Genomic DNA, 13129 nt, shown 5'->3' with positions numbered 1-13129 from the left:
CATTCTGCTTGAATTTAATGTAATTCGTCGTCTGGTATAGATATAATATGGATAGCAATAATAGCCGACTGGACCAGCTGAATGAGCTTCCCCTTACCAAAGAAGATCAGCGCTTCATACTCCGCTGCCTCCGTGAGGGCGGAGTGGTCGACTACCAACCCGTCCTCGCGGCATACCAGCTGTGTTGGAACAATGCGGCTGAGTCAGCGACTATCCGCAAAGAGATAACGTTGGGAGGAGGGCAGCCAACACCTTTCTCCGGGAGGCCTTGGGTGTTGAAGCACTTGACCATCCGAGGTAAATGACTGGCCAGTTTACTATAGCGCCTAGGGGAGGGGGAGGGAGGGTTATACCGTTATCTATTATTTCACCATTTAAATACCATGCTCCCTTGCCTAAAATAATAAGATCGTAGGGCCTAGTCGTGTTCGACAACACACTGTCATATAGGGCACATAGCTCATTCTTTGGGGCTGACGAAATGACCAGCCTCATCGAAAAAAATCTTTTCAGGGCCTGCGCGCCCACAGAGGCTCGAAGGGTAGGGTGGTCGGCTGATTGCGGTGAAGTATTGGCATACACACTCCAGTCTCAATATCTCATTCTTCGCTTTCGGCAGTAGCAGCGTTTGCTCCCAGTAGCCGCGGTCAAAGAGCTGGTGGAGGAGAGGGCGGCTGAAATGGAGAAGGCCTCAGGAAGTCCCCTGCGCCGTGCGGAGAAACAATTGCTCAAAGAGCAGGTATACGAAGAGCTACTGCCCACCTCCCTGAAGCGAACCGGGCATTTTCTGATGGCTATCGACATCAGGCGTAAATGGATTTTCATTGACGCAGCCAGTCGTAAGAAAGCAGAAGAAGCGCTTGAACTGCTGCGCCTTACACTGGTGTCGCTCAAAGTCCCGCCAATGGCAACTCGCGATCGGCCAACTAGCGATGCAGCTTCAGGATGATCTGGCTTTAAAGAAGAATAAATTCGATGACGCATTGCTCGAGATGGCTGATTCGGGTGACGATGAAGCATCAAGGTTTGATGCTGATGCTCATATTCACATCCCCGCTCTTGCTGCCGTTGCCGAGGAGCTGATCACCCTCCAGGAGGGTGAAGTTGTCCCAACGCTGGAGAGTGCCCTTGGAAATCCTGTTCAGGTATCTAAAACAGCCTGAACCCTACCCATATCCTGCGTTTGGCCTGGCTATGTCCAAGCCTTTTTTTATGCTCTAGATAGATCGTTTTATACTATTTGCCGTATCAGTTTATGTGGATTATCATGTTTCGCATGCGTAACTTGGCAAGGATCGCCGCCGTTTGCACCAGGACATTCTCAATCAGTCTTTTTCCAGGTCGGCTACCGGGAACTTCATGACCAAAATAATCAGTTTCTCCAATCAGAAAGGCGGGGTCGGAAAATCGACCATTTGCCTTCAAACAGTCTTCTACCTCGTGGAGGCGGGCTATCGCGTACTAGCAGTTGATTTCGACCCACAGGGCAACACCTCTAGCCGGTTGAGCCAGAGCGATGAGGCAACCTATACAGGCACTCCCTCAGTCCGGTTGTTCGATGAGAACATGCATGAAATCCAGCCGATGAAGTGCGTGCGCGGAATGGATCTGATTTGGACAACCAAGAATGATCCAGAGCTATCTGAGATTGAGTCCCTACCGCTCAACTGTGTGGTCAACCCGATCACAAACCTGAAGGCTAGCGGCATACTGGATAATTACGATTACGTGCTTGTCGACTGCCCCCCTAGTTTGGGCCGTAAGCTAGTAGCTGCACTCACTATGTCCACTCATGTCATTTGTCCGGTGCAAGTAAGTGGTTTCGCACTGGATGGCGTAGAGGGTCTGCTGAACACGATCATAAGCGTTCAGGAGGAGCTAAATCCCGAGTTGGAAAACACCGGGATGGTGATCAATAACCTCAAACGCGGTTTCGAGGAGGACATGATCACGCGAGATGAGCTTCGCAAGGCAGTGCCGGATCTGGTCTACAAATCTGAGATTGGCGTTCGCGGCCAACTCGACGTGGCCAATCTCAACGGCGTACCCGTTTGGAGCATTAAAAAGACATCGGCACGAGAGGCTGGTAAAGAGATCCGTGCAGTTATCGAAGAACTCATGGAAAAGGTGGGCTGACATGGCATTAGGACAACTAGACAACCTACAGAGCCTTTCACGCCGCTCTAAAGGCGCCAAGGAAGTATTGGTGCTGGATACAGCTGAAGTGGTGCCGAAAAATGGCCAAGTCCGAGAGAAATTCGGCGGTATTGAGGAGCTAGCCGACTCAATTAAGTCGCATGGCCAGGAACAGCCGATCATCGTATCTCCTAAGGATGCCAGCGGTAAGTATCGGATTCAGAAAGGTGAGCGTCGTTGGCGTGCATGTAAACAGGCCGGTGTGCCGGTTGAGGCGATCGTCAATAAAAAGGACCAGGGCGAGCTGGACGAGACAGCTGGCGAGCTGATTGAAAACATTCAGCGGGAAAACCTGACTCCGATGGAAATCGCCAAGGGGATTCAGAAATTCATTGACGCTAAGTGGAAGGCCGTCGATGTGGCTAAGCGTCTAGGTAAATCGCGTGGTTATATCTCGCAGCACCTATCGCTGCTCAAGCTCCCCGAATGCGTACAGAAGCTATACGAGGAAGATGTCACGGCTGACCCCGAATCGCTGAATTCGCTCAGGCAGATTTATCAAATTGCGCCAGAGAAGGCTGAACGCATTTGCGAAAAGGCCTTAGTAGACGGAATCAGCCGAAAAGCCTGCCGTGAGCTGCTTAAACAGGCGAAGGATGGCACTCTGGCTGAAGACCCTGAAACAGTTCCCATGGAGGCTCAGGTGCCAGCGCCAGCTCTAGGGACGCATGATGACCAGCCACCACTGAGCGGATTCGACTCATCCCCCTCCGCTGGAAACTCTGGCATGGGGAACACTGTTGATGATGTCCAGCCCGCAATGCCGCCCCAGGTTAACGAGAAAGATGACTCCTCTCTTGGTAAGGGGGATGTTGCACAGGAAAAGCCACCGACACCTAAATCGGCCACTAATACTGAGCAACCCCAGCCTAAAAAGGCGGCTGGCGCCGAGCTTGATACACCAGCGCCAGTAATGGCAAAGGAGCCCACCCGGGCTCGGGTCGTGGTAGGCGTTACCGTGAAGGGCGCACAACGTAGCGGCATGCTACAGACTGATCGTATCGATCATGAGCCTGGCTATTGCTGGGTTCGACTAGATAATGATGAAAAAGACACACTGAGGGTAAGAGTCTCTGACGTTCAGCTACTTGGTGTCGAGGGTGAGGACTGACCTCTATGCCGAGCCTATCGCGTGACACACAGCGAAAATACGACATTATCCGTGCTATAGACAACATGGATCGCCCAAGCCTTCAGGACATCTCTGAAGCTACGGGCATCCCGGCTGGCACGGTTAAACGGCAGCTGACTTCGATCCGGGAAGAGTTTAAGGTAAAAATCCTCTTTATTCGTGACCCTAGCTCACCTGAAGGTGCAATGGGCTATTACGCACTTGAAGGCTGGGGAATCTTGGACCCAAACTCCTTTCGAATGCATTTTGGAGACAGCACTTCCTAGCCAGCTGACACCCGGGGAGCAAATAGCTCCCCGAATTATGTCAAACCAGCCCCACCTTTCTGAGCCAGTCAACACGGAGTCATCAGCAGTGCCTGAACCCGCCAATCCCCCACTGAATCTCATCAAGCAACCTGTTTCAATTGGTCATGAAGACGTAGTTAAAGAGCTTGCTACTTTTAAGGTCGAGCTGGATAGATACGCACGTAAGACAATTGGGCAACCGTTGCTTAATGACATAGGGGACAATGATCGAGGAACCTGCGCACTACACCCAGATTCATTAATGGCTGTGCTGATACCTTTTTTAAACTGGGAAGACCAGAATGGGCAGGCTTATCGAGCCTTTGTAGATCCGAAACATGTCATTGGGGCAAGCATCAAAGGGCATCCAGAGAACGTGCCACCAGAGGAGGTGGTGAATAGGATCGAGCGCTACGCGACCTACTTTGGCTCAAGGGATAACGCCTTTTATGTCTGGTACAAGCCACTTGGGCTATTCATTGCTCATGAGGGAAAACACAGGGTCGCTTTTATGCGATCGCATGATCAACCGGCTATAGCAGCGTGGGTTCAGGAAGCTGGTTATCCAGCTCCATCTCGAATTACTATAATTGAGCCCAGCGATAAACGTGACGAATGGTTAGCAATGCTCGATGGTCGCTACATTCAGGTACTGCGGCGTCCGAACATTGCAAGGAAAATACTTGATGCTTACGGCGTAAAGACAACGAGCTGGCAGAATATAGATCATCTACCAGATGAAAAGATGGTGCGATTGGCGATTTACGAGCGCCGGCTTCATCGACCAGCCAGAACACGGAAGGAAATCGATAGAACTCTTGATCTGCAGGCTCATCTCGCTCGAATGGCCAAGGACAGTCAGGAGCAGTATTTTCATTGTCATGATCTCGGCCCATATCGTCTTGACTGGAAGCGCAATATTGTAGTGATGTGCCTCCTGCTATTTACAGGTTTATTGCTAGTAAAGTTTGATCATGACTGGTCGATCAGAACAGGGATTGGCTTGGTGGGTGTAACATCTGGCATGATGCTTAGCCAGAAACTGACGAGGTTCACAGGCCCGCGAAAGCTAAAATCATAAATGAATGAGAACGAAACTACCTTAAAAGGCTCGCTAAGGCTGATGACGACCAAACATACTACAGATTTTAGCCTAATATCCCGCAGTACAGCCTCTTAAGGAGCGAAAGTGCTTGGAGAAAATATTAAAATTGGCAATCGTCGGGTATGGATGCACAAAGCTATCAACCACCCTGACTTCGCATCTGAGAGCGTACTCACAAGAGATCCATGGAGCTTCGTAGAGCTTTGGCTTAAGCGACAGAATAAGAGTGAGGCACTATCCTTCTGGTCACAGGCACGAAGGTTCCATGAAGCCGCTAAGTATATGGATGTTGAAGCGTCGCCACTGTCCCTTTATTACTCTTTTTTGAACGCAACCAAAGCTCTTCTGGTTGTTCGAGGCGCCACACATGCAGAGAATCATGGTGTAACCGGAGATAGGCCAGCAAAACCCAAGGCTAGCTTGGCTAATGAGGCCATAACTTTTAAGTCTGGCGGTATCTTGCCAGCTTTGTGTACGTATCTCGGCGAAAGCACCGTCACGCACACCGCCGAAAAGTACAACCTCAAAGACTTACTCTGGAATGTACCTTTTGTGCATAGAGCATTCTTGCATACCTTCAGGTCGGCCCCAGAGCTCTTCATACCGTTAGAAAGTGCTTGCTACGTAAAACATCCAGACCCCAAGGCTCGTGAATGCTGGTTCCAGGCTGAAGTGTCGCCCAGATATGCAGATGGTCGGATGCTCAGAAATATCCCTCACTCTTTTGAATGGTTCACTGAAGACGGTAGAACATATATTCGCCGAAAAAAGCGCTTCAATTGGTGGCGAGATAAAGCCCCACAGGCTGAAAAACTCTTGGCCCAAAAGCGGCTAGGCACATATCACAGCAAGACTCGTCGGATCATAGTTCCTATCTCTGGGAATCGCGACTTGTGGTACATCAAACGAAATCTGAGCAGCAACCCACCATCTGAGCGCCACGGTCTTACCATTATATTTGCTGCGATGCATCGGCTGAGCGAATTAGCCCGTTACGATCCTAATGGCCTAGAGAGACATCTCTACGGCACATCGAACTGGTTAATTACGGAATTCATGACAAATTCAGCAGATCAATTCATTGATCAGATGGCGTCGGAAATTACAGGGTTTCAGTTTTGGCGACCAGCCATACGAACCCCGTGAGAACTGTCAAGGTACGATATGAATAGCCGACAAGCCGATTGACTGAGCTGGCTACTGTGATCCCTCTAAGGCTGACGTCAATCCAGCCCAGGTACTATACAGCGCGTTTTCATAACATTCCTGCTCAAGGCTACGCGCCAGCACGTCACTGGCGACAAGATCCAATTGGGTCTGAAGGCTTGCAACTGGAATAACTATCTCCGTGGTTTCCCATAGCTTCTTCTGTGTGCTGCGAGAATCAACTCGGTAGCGGGACCAGTGCGGTGAAGCCTCCACAGAGCTGATGGTTTCAACTAGCTGTGCCAAGCACTCTGGAGGAATTTTCTCATCGGCTAGCTTGGCTGCCTTTTTCAGACTATTCAGAATTTTCCGCAGGTCATGCTCATTATTTAGAGAACGGCGATGCCGATTTGTAATCATAATAGCCTGCCCAGGTTTGATCTGGTTCCGACATTCAATAATCTCAAAACACCACTGCAGTAGCCTTTTAAGAATCAACTCCGCAGCGTGACGCTGAAGATAAAAAGCTGGTAATCCTATCTCATCGAAGCTACCACGTGCCTGCCCTTGCTCAACGAGCAAAGAGGCTGCAGTCAGATAGGCCCCCACATAAGATGGCTGGCGCCAAAACCCACCCATGCGAGCGATGCCATTCTCAAAATCACTTTCCGCTTGGCTGGGGTTCTTCCCACCAACGAAAACATCTCGAGGGTCGGTCGCAGGGTGACGTGAGTAGAGAGGTCCGATGCTCCATAAACCGCTTACTTCTCGCTGACCAGTCATTTGCTGACCCCTTCCTGATGAATTAGGCTGTATTTGCCGCGCATGGCTACCCATCGATCTGGGGTTGCTACAGGATAGCCACCATGGACTGGGTTCCGGCATTGCCGCCCCTTCGTGGTCAGCTCGGCACACTGCGCCATGTACCCGGCTGCTTGCCAGGCGAGGCAGTCTCCCCGGGTATTACCATAGACACTGGCAAAAGCTGCAGCCGGATCGCTCCAGAACACCTCGAGCTGACCTGGCGTTAGCGTCACGGTTATCTTTCCAGCTAGGCCATCGTGGCTGGTGTTGAACGTTATGTCACTGTTAGCATGGCGTTGGATGACACCCATAGCTTGGGGTGAAGCACTGCTCTGTTGTGTCATATTCTTTTCATCGCCTCCTCCAGGCGCCTTTCCGCACTTCGGTCATAGCGTTGTGTGGTGACTAGGTTGGTATGGCCTAGAGCGTATTGCACCGTGAGAACGTCGACACCTCGATCTAGCATATTCGTAGCGAAGGTGCGGCGAAAATCGTGAGGCGCGCACTCCTTAATGCCCGCCTGAACGGCCCTTTCTTTTATGATGAAGTACACAGCTTGGTCAGTAATACGAAGATCAGTAATCACACCATGTCGGCGCACTCTAGGGAACAGAGGCCCGACATCCCGCCCCAACCGGGATTGCCATGCCATGACTTTCAGGAACGTTTCATTGGGCAGAAAGACGAGGCGTTCCTTGTTACCTTTGCCCAGAATCCTGATCGACTGCCGGCCGCGGTCAATCATCTCGATGTCTATGGATACACTCTCCGATCGACGCAGCCCCGTGTTGACCAGTAAGTGGAGTAACACGGCATCTCTCTCCCCTTTGGAGGTCTCGTCTGTTTCGCATGCGGAACAAAGGGCTTGGATAGCTACATCATCAAGGTGTACGCCCTTCGGTAACCTTGAGCCCCTGACAGACTTGAGATCGCTGATCTGATGGTGGCTCTCACTATCCATGCGACCCGCAACCCAAGCCTCACGCGCCACACCTTTCATAGCAGACAATGCAGTATTGATAGTGGATGGAGCCTTGCCCAGTTCACTCATCATCTCGATGATTGAGCGCACATGTTCGCGCCGGATCAGATGCCACGGACAACTCTTAATGTCATGACCGCCGCTAAGGTAGGCAACTTGCTGGAGGTGAGATCGCATCGTGACCCGGCTACGGCGGGAGCCAAGCCCCATAAGGTAAGAGAGCGCGGGGTTTCCCTTGGCCTCTGTCAAAGAATTCGATGCTTCAGCAAGGCCCCCAGTGACGTTATAAGGAATCATCGTTAGTGAATCAGCCATTCCCGGCCCCCCCCTCTAAGCCGGCAATGTGTTGCTGCAAATAATCAGCCTGGTCTGCAGAGCACATAACAATATCGAGCAAATCCCCGCTTTCATGCATCACCTCGTGAAAATCTGATACGCCTGGTGCGGACTCGACATAGACTCGCTTGCGACGCAGCCCGCCCGGGATCGTTAAGCTCAAGTGCTCAAGAATTGCATCGGCGTCCTCTAGGACACTAACAATGTCGCCCGTATCACGGACAATGACCATGAAATCGTTGGTAGTGATGACCGCATATCCTGCGCGGGGTGGCATAATCAAGTGATTAAACATCCAATTGCTCCCTTTTGGTTGTGATTTTTCCCCTGGTCAGGGTTAGTGCCTGGCTTCAGACTGGGCATCGTCCCGGCACCAGTATGTGAACACCACCTAAATCAGCTGCAATGCTATTGACGACCATCTGAGCATAAGAAGTAACGACCGCAATTTTGTAGATTGCCTTCCAAGTCATTCAGCACAGCCTTATTCATGTGACTCTGATACAGCCTACTCGGGTTCGCTGCCCTTCTCTACTTTCTTAAATAACTATTTTAATAAGTAGAGAACCTAAGCGCCAGCACTACGGCCTTTTTAACTGTGTACACAGGATCACTCAAAAACGGAAAATATCACCCTAAGTTATTGTTCTATATTCTATTTCTCAAGGTAAAAGCCATTTCCTGAAAGCCTGTACGCAAAATCTAGGCTTTTGGCAGGGCCATCACCCGTAGATTTTGCGAAATAAGGGTATTTTTTAATGGAAAAACACATCCTTGGAGAGATATTTTTGCGCTAGCTTTTAGACCACTGCCAACGGTCTCATATCGTTGACATACAGCCGAGTTAGCTACAAAATGTGCTTTGCACACTTTCACATTGCCTTGTCTGGAAACACATGCCTATATTGCGTGAATACCAACAGCTGCAGGAGCAATCGAAGTCTCTTCGAGAACAACTTATATCGTTTGAGAATCGAGAAGATTTCAAGCGTGAAAGTGCTTTTTTTAACCGCTTAAAAACGTTAATGGCTGATTATAATGAATCGGCCCTGGACGTTATTAAATTGGTTAATACTGAAAAAAGCGTCAGCGAGTCTCCGGCTATACGTAAGAAGCGAATGATAAAGGTATATCGCAATCCTTATGAAAGGGAGATTGTCGAAACAAGAGGTGGCAATCATAAAACCCTGAGGGCTTGGAAGGATCAGTACGGTGCCGAGGTCGTTGATTCTTGGCTTGTCGAAGAGAAATAGCAGGTTATTACTGTAGGCTGACAGAGGTTAGATATGGCCAGCGATAGCAATAAAGACAAGGACATACAAGCAGTTGCGGTTAATAAGCCGCCTCAGCTTGACCTATTCAGCCTGAGCGATAGCCGGGACAGAAATTATAGTAATAGCATCGACATTTACGATGCATTGCCTAAATATTCTCTGGAGAAGCGTCGTCGATTCACAGACCTTAACAGCGCGGTAAGAGAGCGCGAGTGCCGTATAGGCGACCGCGTTATAAAGGTTAAAGTTAAGCCAGCTATTATCGAGAATAGTAAAGGCAAACATGAGCTAGTTTATCCTGGTGAGCGTGAAGAGATTATAGAAGACGCTTTAAGAAAACTGGCTGTTAATGGCGGAAGCGTCATGATCGATGGTAAAGTTGGTGTTCTTTTTACTTTCTACGAGTTGCGTGCTGAGTTACGCCGGAACAAACATGAGTTCAAACTCAGCGAGATAAAGGAGGCGATACTTGTATGCCGTGGCGCACAGCTTGAAACGGTCACCAATGATAATGAAACTGTTATTTCCTCAAGCTTTTTTCCTATGGTCGGCCTAACCACGCGAAAAGATATTCAGATGCGTGAAGGCGATACTAAATGCTATGTACAGTTTAACCCTTTAGTAACTGAGAGCATTCTTAAACAAACTTTCCGTTTATATGACTATAGCACTTCGATGTCGATTAAGAGCCCTCTTGCCCGGTACATGCATAAGCGAATGAGTCACTACTGGAGCCAGGCATCAGCCAACGATCCCTATACGCCTCGTCTTATTCCTTACCTGTCAGGTAGCCCTCGCGGGCTTTCTGATCGCATGGGCAGTAATGTTCGGGCTATGAAAATTGCCCTAGACGTACTCGTTGAGCATGAGGTTATAGCTAGTTATAAAGCGAAGAGAATAACGGAAGGGAAAAAACTTGTTGATATTTACTACACAATCTTTCCTACAGATAAATTTGTCAAAACTGTTAAAAGAGCAAATTACAAAAGTAACTCAATACGGTTAAAGAAAGACTTACATACTATTAGCGAAACATCACTTTAAAATAATATTATCTTATTTCCTTTTGTGAAGTCTGGATCATTGAATGCATTTAGATGGCCTTTACTGCTTAGGGGGATAATGCACACACGGGCAACTCGTCGCCCTTCAAACCCCAGCCAGCCAGGATCGTAATCAACGGGCTGTGCTGCAGGAACCATTGAGGCGCGCATTGCAGTCCAAGCGTGTGCCATCATTGGGGGGAATGTTGCACAGATAGCCGATTCCAGACCCTCTCAATCACCTTGCTCAATAGGGGGAATGTTGCACAGATAGATGCTTCCAGACCTCCTTAATCACCGCGCCAATGACCGTAGCCAACGTCCAGTCACCCTTGTAAGCAGACTGCTATCACAGTAGGCATTCAAGAGTGTAGCTCACAGAACGTAGGTGGGAACGTTGCACCATCAGCCCCCGCGACAGGTCTTTAAAGCACGGCCAGCGTGCTCAAAAGTGTCATTCCTCCCTGGCAGGGGATTGTCGATCAGTAACAATTTGACGACAAAGAAGGTAAGGCACTATATTAAGCAGCTTCAAATGATAACGGTATAAAAGTGCTCTGATAGCTATCAACGTATCCACATTTACTGTGGGTAAGCCTGTGGAAAAGTAGCGTTTTATAGGTGGGAATGTTGCACCGTTTCGGTGGGGATACTGCACAGGTTATTTTCTGACCAGCAATTTAGCCCTCTATAGTAGGTGGGTATATTGCACAGGAGATGCAGAGCGAATCGAATCGATCCTGTCAACCTATCATGCCTTAAATCTTGCAGGTGGGAATGTTGCACAGATGGTGCCTAAATGAGCCAAAATGTGGACAAAAAGACGTTTTCTGTGGACATCAGGAGGATAACTTTGAGCCCTAGGTGGGGATGTTGCACAGCAAGCGGTGGGGATGTTGCATAGCAAGCGGTGGGGATGTTGCAACGGTTATTGAAAGATAATGCATACTTTTCAGTGGGTTGATGCATATATTATTGCTCGTAACCCTGTCTTACCCCAGTCTTAACCCTTTAACCTTTTTGTATTAACCAGCCTTTCCTAACCCCTGGCCATCTCCATTCTTTATGGGTCATTAGAAGAGCAGTATGAACATCACAGCAGGTTTATCAATTAAAGCATAGCCCATAAAAAAGCCTCACCAGCTGAATTGCAGGTAAGGCCATGAAAACGGCAAAGCCGTTAAAGTTATATCAGCCCCCTCTCCGCAAAGCTGACATGCTCAGTGCCAGCCACAATAATGTGGTCTATCACCTTTACGTCGATCACACCCAAAGCCTCTACTAGCCTCTTCGTAATCTGACGATCGCCATCACTCTCTTGAGGACTACCACTTGGATGGTTATGACACAGCAATACGGCGGAAGCATTCGTTACAATCGCCCTTCTAACCACCTCCCTAGGATAAACAGGCGCCTTATCCACGGTGCCTCTAAAAAGCTCCTCATGCTTGATGACTTGATGTTGCGAGTTCAGCCACGTCACAGAGAACACTTCGTAAGGCAGTTCCGCATACTTGAGCGTCAGATAATCAACCGCTATCCAAGGAGCTGTGATCTTTGCACCTTCACTCTCAAGCTGACCATAGAAGCGTGTTTCGATGATATCCAGTGCTTCTGAGATAACCGCATCTTCACGCTCTATACGCTGCTCTGCGGTCTCTACAGTCCCCTTTCCAGGGAAACTATAAACTTTGGCCGCCTCATTAACTGCAAACATACCCAACTGGTTGGTGTCCTTCATTATTCTCTCCTCTCTCATTCCCGCTGCCGGGTCTCGATTAGAGTTCGGGGAAGCACTGACCCCCCCACCGGCTGTCACCTGGCGCCCTATCTCTTCTTGAGACCAGCACTACTGCAGGAATGAGAGAGGAAATAGATCATGAACAAGCGTGCAATCGATGATATCCGTGAAGCCCTTATTCAAGGCTTGATGGAAGGCACAGCCCCTTGGCAGAAGCCTTGGAAACCCGGCGACAAAGATGTGAGCCAGCCCTATAACGCCTCCTCGGGGCGTGCTTACACTGGCTGGTCAAACATCGTGAGTCTCTGGATTGCTTCGGATAAAAGCGGCTATACCAGCCCAGCCTGGGTTACCTTCAAGCAAGCGAAGGATCTGGGTACACACCCCCGTAAGGGCGAGAAGGGTACTCCCGTGGAATTCTGGAAGTTCCATAAAAAGCGCGAGAAGAAGGAGAACGGTACTACGGAGGAGAAAGTCATCCCCGTGAACCGTATTTTCTATGTGTTTAACGAGGAGCAGCTAGCGGACCCATTGACAGAGGCTGCAAAGCCACCAGTCATAGAAGCTCAACCTGAGCCCGTGCAGTTCGTTGCGCGGCTAATTGAGGCATCGGGTATCCCTTTAAGCTGGGGCGGTGACAAGGCCTACTACAGACCCTCAACGGATGGCATTCGCCTACCTCGCCCTGAACAGTTCCATGGGGTTAGTGAAATTGCGGCTACCGGCCTGCATGAGCTGATCCATGCCACTGGTGCTCCCTCCCGCCTCAACCGGGACAAGAGCGATCGCGCTCGAGAGGAAGTAGTGGCAGAAGCTGGCGCCTGGCTTGCAGCCATGCGCTTTGGTCTTCCTGCTACTCCCGAAAACTCAGCGTCCTATCTCACTGGATGGGCTTCACGGCTCAAAGGTGACCAAGCCAAAGAGATCGACCGTGCTCTGGCTGATGCGCAGAAGGCGGTTAACTTCATCGAGCAAATGGCACAACAGTGTGGGTTGATCGACGGAGTAGAAGATTCAACTGCAGCAACCGCGGCAGCTTGATTTGTTCCATTCAACAGCCTCCCTCTCGGGAGGCTTTTTTTT

The 13129-nt window shown here is 49.6% G+C and carries 15 protein-coding genes; 10 read left to right on the top strand and 5 right to left on the bottom strand.

Features of this window, described 5'->3' with window-relative positions; all coding sequences use genetic code 11:
* Positions 1 to 628: 628 nt before the first annotated feature.
* The 7 genes from rdgC to ACFFLD_RS14180 all read left to right on the top strand — a co-directional run bounded on the left by rdgC (position 629) and on the right by ACFFLD_RS14180 (position 5866).
* Positions 629 to 949 carry a recombination-associated protein RdgC gene (rdgC, locus tag ACFFLD_RS14210; RefSeq protein ID WP_386036894.1) on the top strand — a complete coding sequence of 107 codons (321 nt, stop codon included), beginning with the start codon at positions 629 to 631 and terminating at the stop codon, positions 947 to 949.
* Entirely contained in the window at positions 933 to 1163 is a 231-nt protein-coding gene (locus tag ACFFLD_RS14205) for a recombination-associated protein RdgC (protein ID WP_240719861.1), read from the top strand. The genes rdgC and ACFFLD_RS14205 overlap by 17 nt, the downstream gene beginning before the upstream one ends.
* Positions 1164 to 1359: 196 nt before the next feature.
* On the top strand, positions 1360 to 2136 hold the full coding sequence (locus ACFFLD_RS14200; RefSeq protein WP_113270641.1) for a ParA family protein: 777 nt from the start codon (positions 1360 to 1362) through the stop codon (positions 2134 to 2136).
* Between the two features lies 1 nt (position 2137).
* The gene (locus ACFFLD_RS14195; protein ID WP_240719863.1) at positions 2138 to 3307 is read left to right on the top strand and encodes a ParB/RepB/Spo0J family partition protein; all 1170 of its coding nucleotides are present in this window, start codon (positions 2138 to 2140) and stop codon (positions 3305 to 3307) included.
* A gap of 5 nt (positions 3308 to 3312) precedes the next feature.
* The gene (locus tag ACFFLD_RS14190) at positions 3313 to 3594 is read left to right on the top strand and encodes a helix-turn-helix domain-containing protein (protein WP_240719865.1); all 282 of its coding nucleotides are present in this window, start codon (positions 3313 to 3315) and stop codon (positions 3592 to 3594) included.
* A gap of 88 nt (positions 3595 to 3682) precedes the next feature.
* A complete protein-coding gene (locus tag ACFFLD_RS14185) occupies positions 3683 to 4696 on the top strand; it encodes a hypothetical protein (RefSeq protein WP_240719867.1) in 1014 nt (337 codons plus the stop codon).
* Between the two features lie 108 nt (positions 4697 to 4804).
* On the top strand, positions 4805 to 5866 hold the full coding sequence (locus tag ACFFLD_RS14180) for a YaaC family protein (protein ID WP_386036888.1): 1062 nt from the start codon (positions 4805 to 4807) through the stop codon (positions 5864 to 5866).
* 51 nt (positions 5867 to 5917) lie between these two features.
* Here the strand turns inward: ACFFLD_RS14180 and ACFFLD_RS14175 are convergent, their stop codons facing one another.
* Genes ACFFLD_RS14175 through ACFFLD_RS14160 form a run of 4 tightly spaced genes read right to left on the bottom strand, consistent with a single transcriptional unit; the run spans position 5918 to position 8283 of the window.
* Entirely contained in the window at positions 5918 to 6649 is a 732-nt protein-coding gene (locus ACFFLD_RS14175; protein WP_240719871.1) for a hypothetical protein, read from the bottom strand.
* Positions 6646 to 7014, bottom strand: a complete 369-nt coding sequence (locus tag ACFFLD_RS14170; protein WP_240719873.1) for a hypothetical protein — start codon at positions 7012 to 7014, stop codon at positions 6646 to 6648. The genes ACFFLD_RS14175 and ACFFLD_RS14170 overlap by 4 nt, the downstream gene beginning before the upstream one ends.
* Positions 7011 to 7967, bottom strand: coding sequence for a tyrosine-type recombinase/integrase (locus ACFFLD_RS14165; RefSeq protein ID WP_386036884.1), 957 nt, complete (start codon positions 7965 to 7967; stop codon positions 7011 to 7013). The genes ACFFLD_RS14170 and ACFFLD_RS14165 overlap by 4 nt, the downstream gene beginning before the upstream one ends.
* Positions 7960 to 8283, bottom strand: a complete 324-nt coding sequence (locus tag ACFFLD_RS14160; protein ID WP_386036881.1) for a hypothetical protein — start codon at positions 8281 to 8283, stop codon at positions 7960 to 7962. Before ACFFLD_RS14160 ends, ACFFLD_RS14165 begins: the two co-directional genes overlap by 8 nt.
* A 601-nt stretch (positions 8284 to 8884) precedes the next feature.
* Between ACFFLD_RS14160 and ACFFLD_RS14155 the strand changes: the two genes are divergently transcribed.
* Positions 8885 to 9241, top strand: a complete 357-nt coding sequence (locus tag ACFFLD_RS14155; RefSeq protein ID WP_240719877.1) for a histone-like nucleoid-structuring protein, MvaT/MvaU family — start codon at positions 8885 to 8887, stop codon at positions 9239 to 9241.
* A gap of 33 nt (positions 9242 to 9274) precedes the next feature.
* Complete coding sequence (locus ACFFLD_RS14150) at positions 9275 to 10306, top strand: hypothetical protein (RefSeq protein ID WP_035561720.1); 1032 nt, start codon at positions 9275 to 9277, stop codon at positions 10304 to 10306.
* Positions 10307 to 11491: 1185 nt separating this feature from the next.
* Here the strand turns inward: ACFFLD_RS14150 and ACFFLD_RS14145 are convergent.
* The gene (locus ACFFLD_RS14145) at positions 11492 to 12046 is read right to left on the bottom strand and encodes a JAB domain-containing protein (protein ID WP_240719879.1); all 555 of its coding nucleotides are present in this window, start codon (positions 12044 to 12046) and stop codon (positions 11492 to 11494) included.
* Positions 12047 to 12184: 138 nt separating this feature from the next.
* On the opposite strand from ACFFLD_RS14145, the gene ACFFLD_RS14140 reads away from it, so the two are divergent.
* The gene (locus ACFFLD_RS14140) at positions 12185 to 13087 is read left to right on the top strand and encodes an ArdC family protein (protein ID WP_240719881.1); all 903 of its coding nucleotides are present in this window, start codon (positions 12185 to 12187) and stop codon (positions 13085 to 13087) included.
* Positions 13088 to 13129: the final 42 nt, after the last annotated feature.

The sequence above is a fragment of the Vreelandella sulfidaeris genome (assembly GCF_042429665.1).
Taxonomy (GTDB): domain Bacteria; phylum Pseudomonadota; class Gammaproteobacteria; order Pseudomonadales; family Halomonadaceae; genus Vreelandella.
The sequence above is the reverse complement of the archived record's forward strand: the minus strand, read 5'-3'. Positions and strand labels throughout refer to the sequence as shown.

Bases quoted from the DNA above. Each gene is read 5' to 3' on its own strand.
- ACFFLD_RS14205 (WP_240719861.1), top strand. From the start codon at position 933: ATGCAGCTTCAGGATGATCTGGCTTTAAAGAAGAATAAATTCGATGAC.
- ACFFLD_RS14200 (WP_113270641.1), top strand. From the start codon at position 1,360: ATGACCAAAATAATCAGTTTCTCCAATCAGAAAGGCGGGGTCGGAAAA.
- ACFFLD_RS14195 (WP_240719863.1), top strand. From the start codon at position 2,138: ATGGCATTAGGACAACTAGACAACCTACAGAGCCTTTCACGCCGCTCT.
- ACFFLD_RS14190 (WP_240719865.1), top strand. From the start codon at position 3,313: ATGCCGAGCCTATCGCGTGACACACAGCGAAAATACGACATTATCCGT.
- ACFFLD_RS14175 (WP_240719871.1), bottom strand. From the start codon at position 6,649: ATGACTGGTCAGCGAGAAGTAAGCGGTTTATGGAGCATCGGACCTCTC.
- ACFFLD_RS14170 (WP_240719873.1), bottom strand. From the start codon at position 7,014: ATGACACAACAGAGCAGTGCTTCACCCCAAGCTATGGGTGTCATCCAA.
- ACFFLD_RS14165 (WP_386036884.1), bottom strand. From the start codon at position 7,967: ATGGCTGATTCACTAACGATGATTCCTTATAACGTCACTGGGGGCCTT.
- ACFFLD_RS14160 (WP_386036881.1), bottom strand. From the start codon at position 8,283: ATGTTTAATCACTTGATTATGCCACCCCGCGCAGGATATGCGGTCATC.
- ACFFLD_RS14155 (WP_240719877.1), top strand. From the start codon at position 8,885: ATGCCTATATTGCGTGAATACCAACAGCTGCAGGAGCAATCGAAGTCT.
- ACFFLD_RS14150 (WP_035561720.1), top strand. From the start codon at position 9,275: ATGGCCAGCGATAGCAATAAAGACAAGGACATACAAGCAGTTGCGGTT.
- ACFFLD_RS14145 (WP_240719879.1), bottom strand. From the start codon at position 12,046: ATGAAGGACACCAACCAGTTGGGTATGTTTGCAGTTAATGAGGCGGCC.
- ACFFLD_RS14140 (WP_240719881.1), top strand. From the start codon at position 12,185: ATGAACAAGCGTGCAATCGATGATATCCGTGAAGCCCTTATTCAAGGC.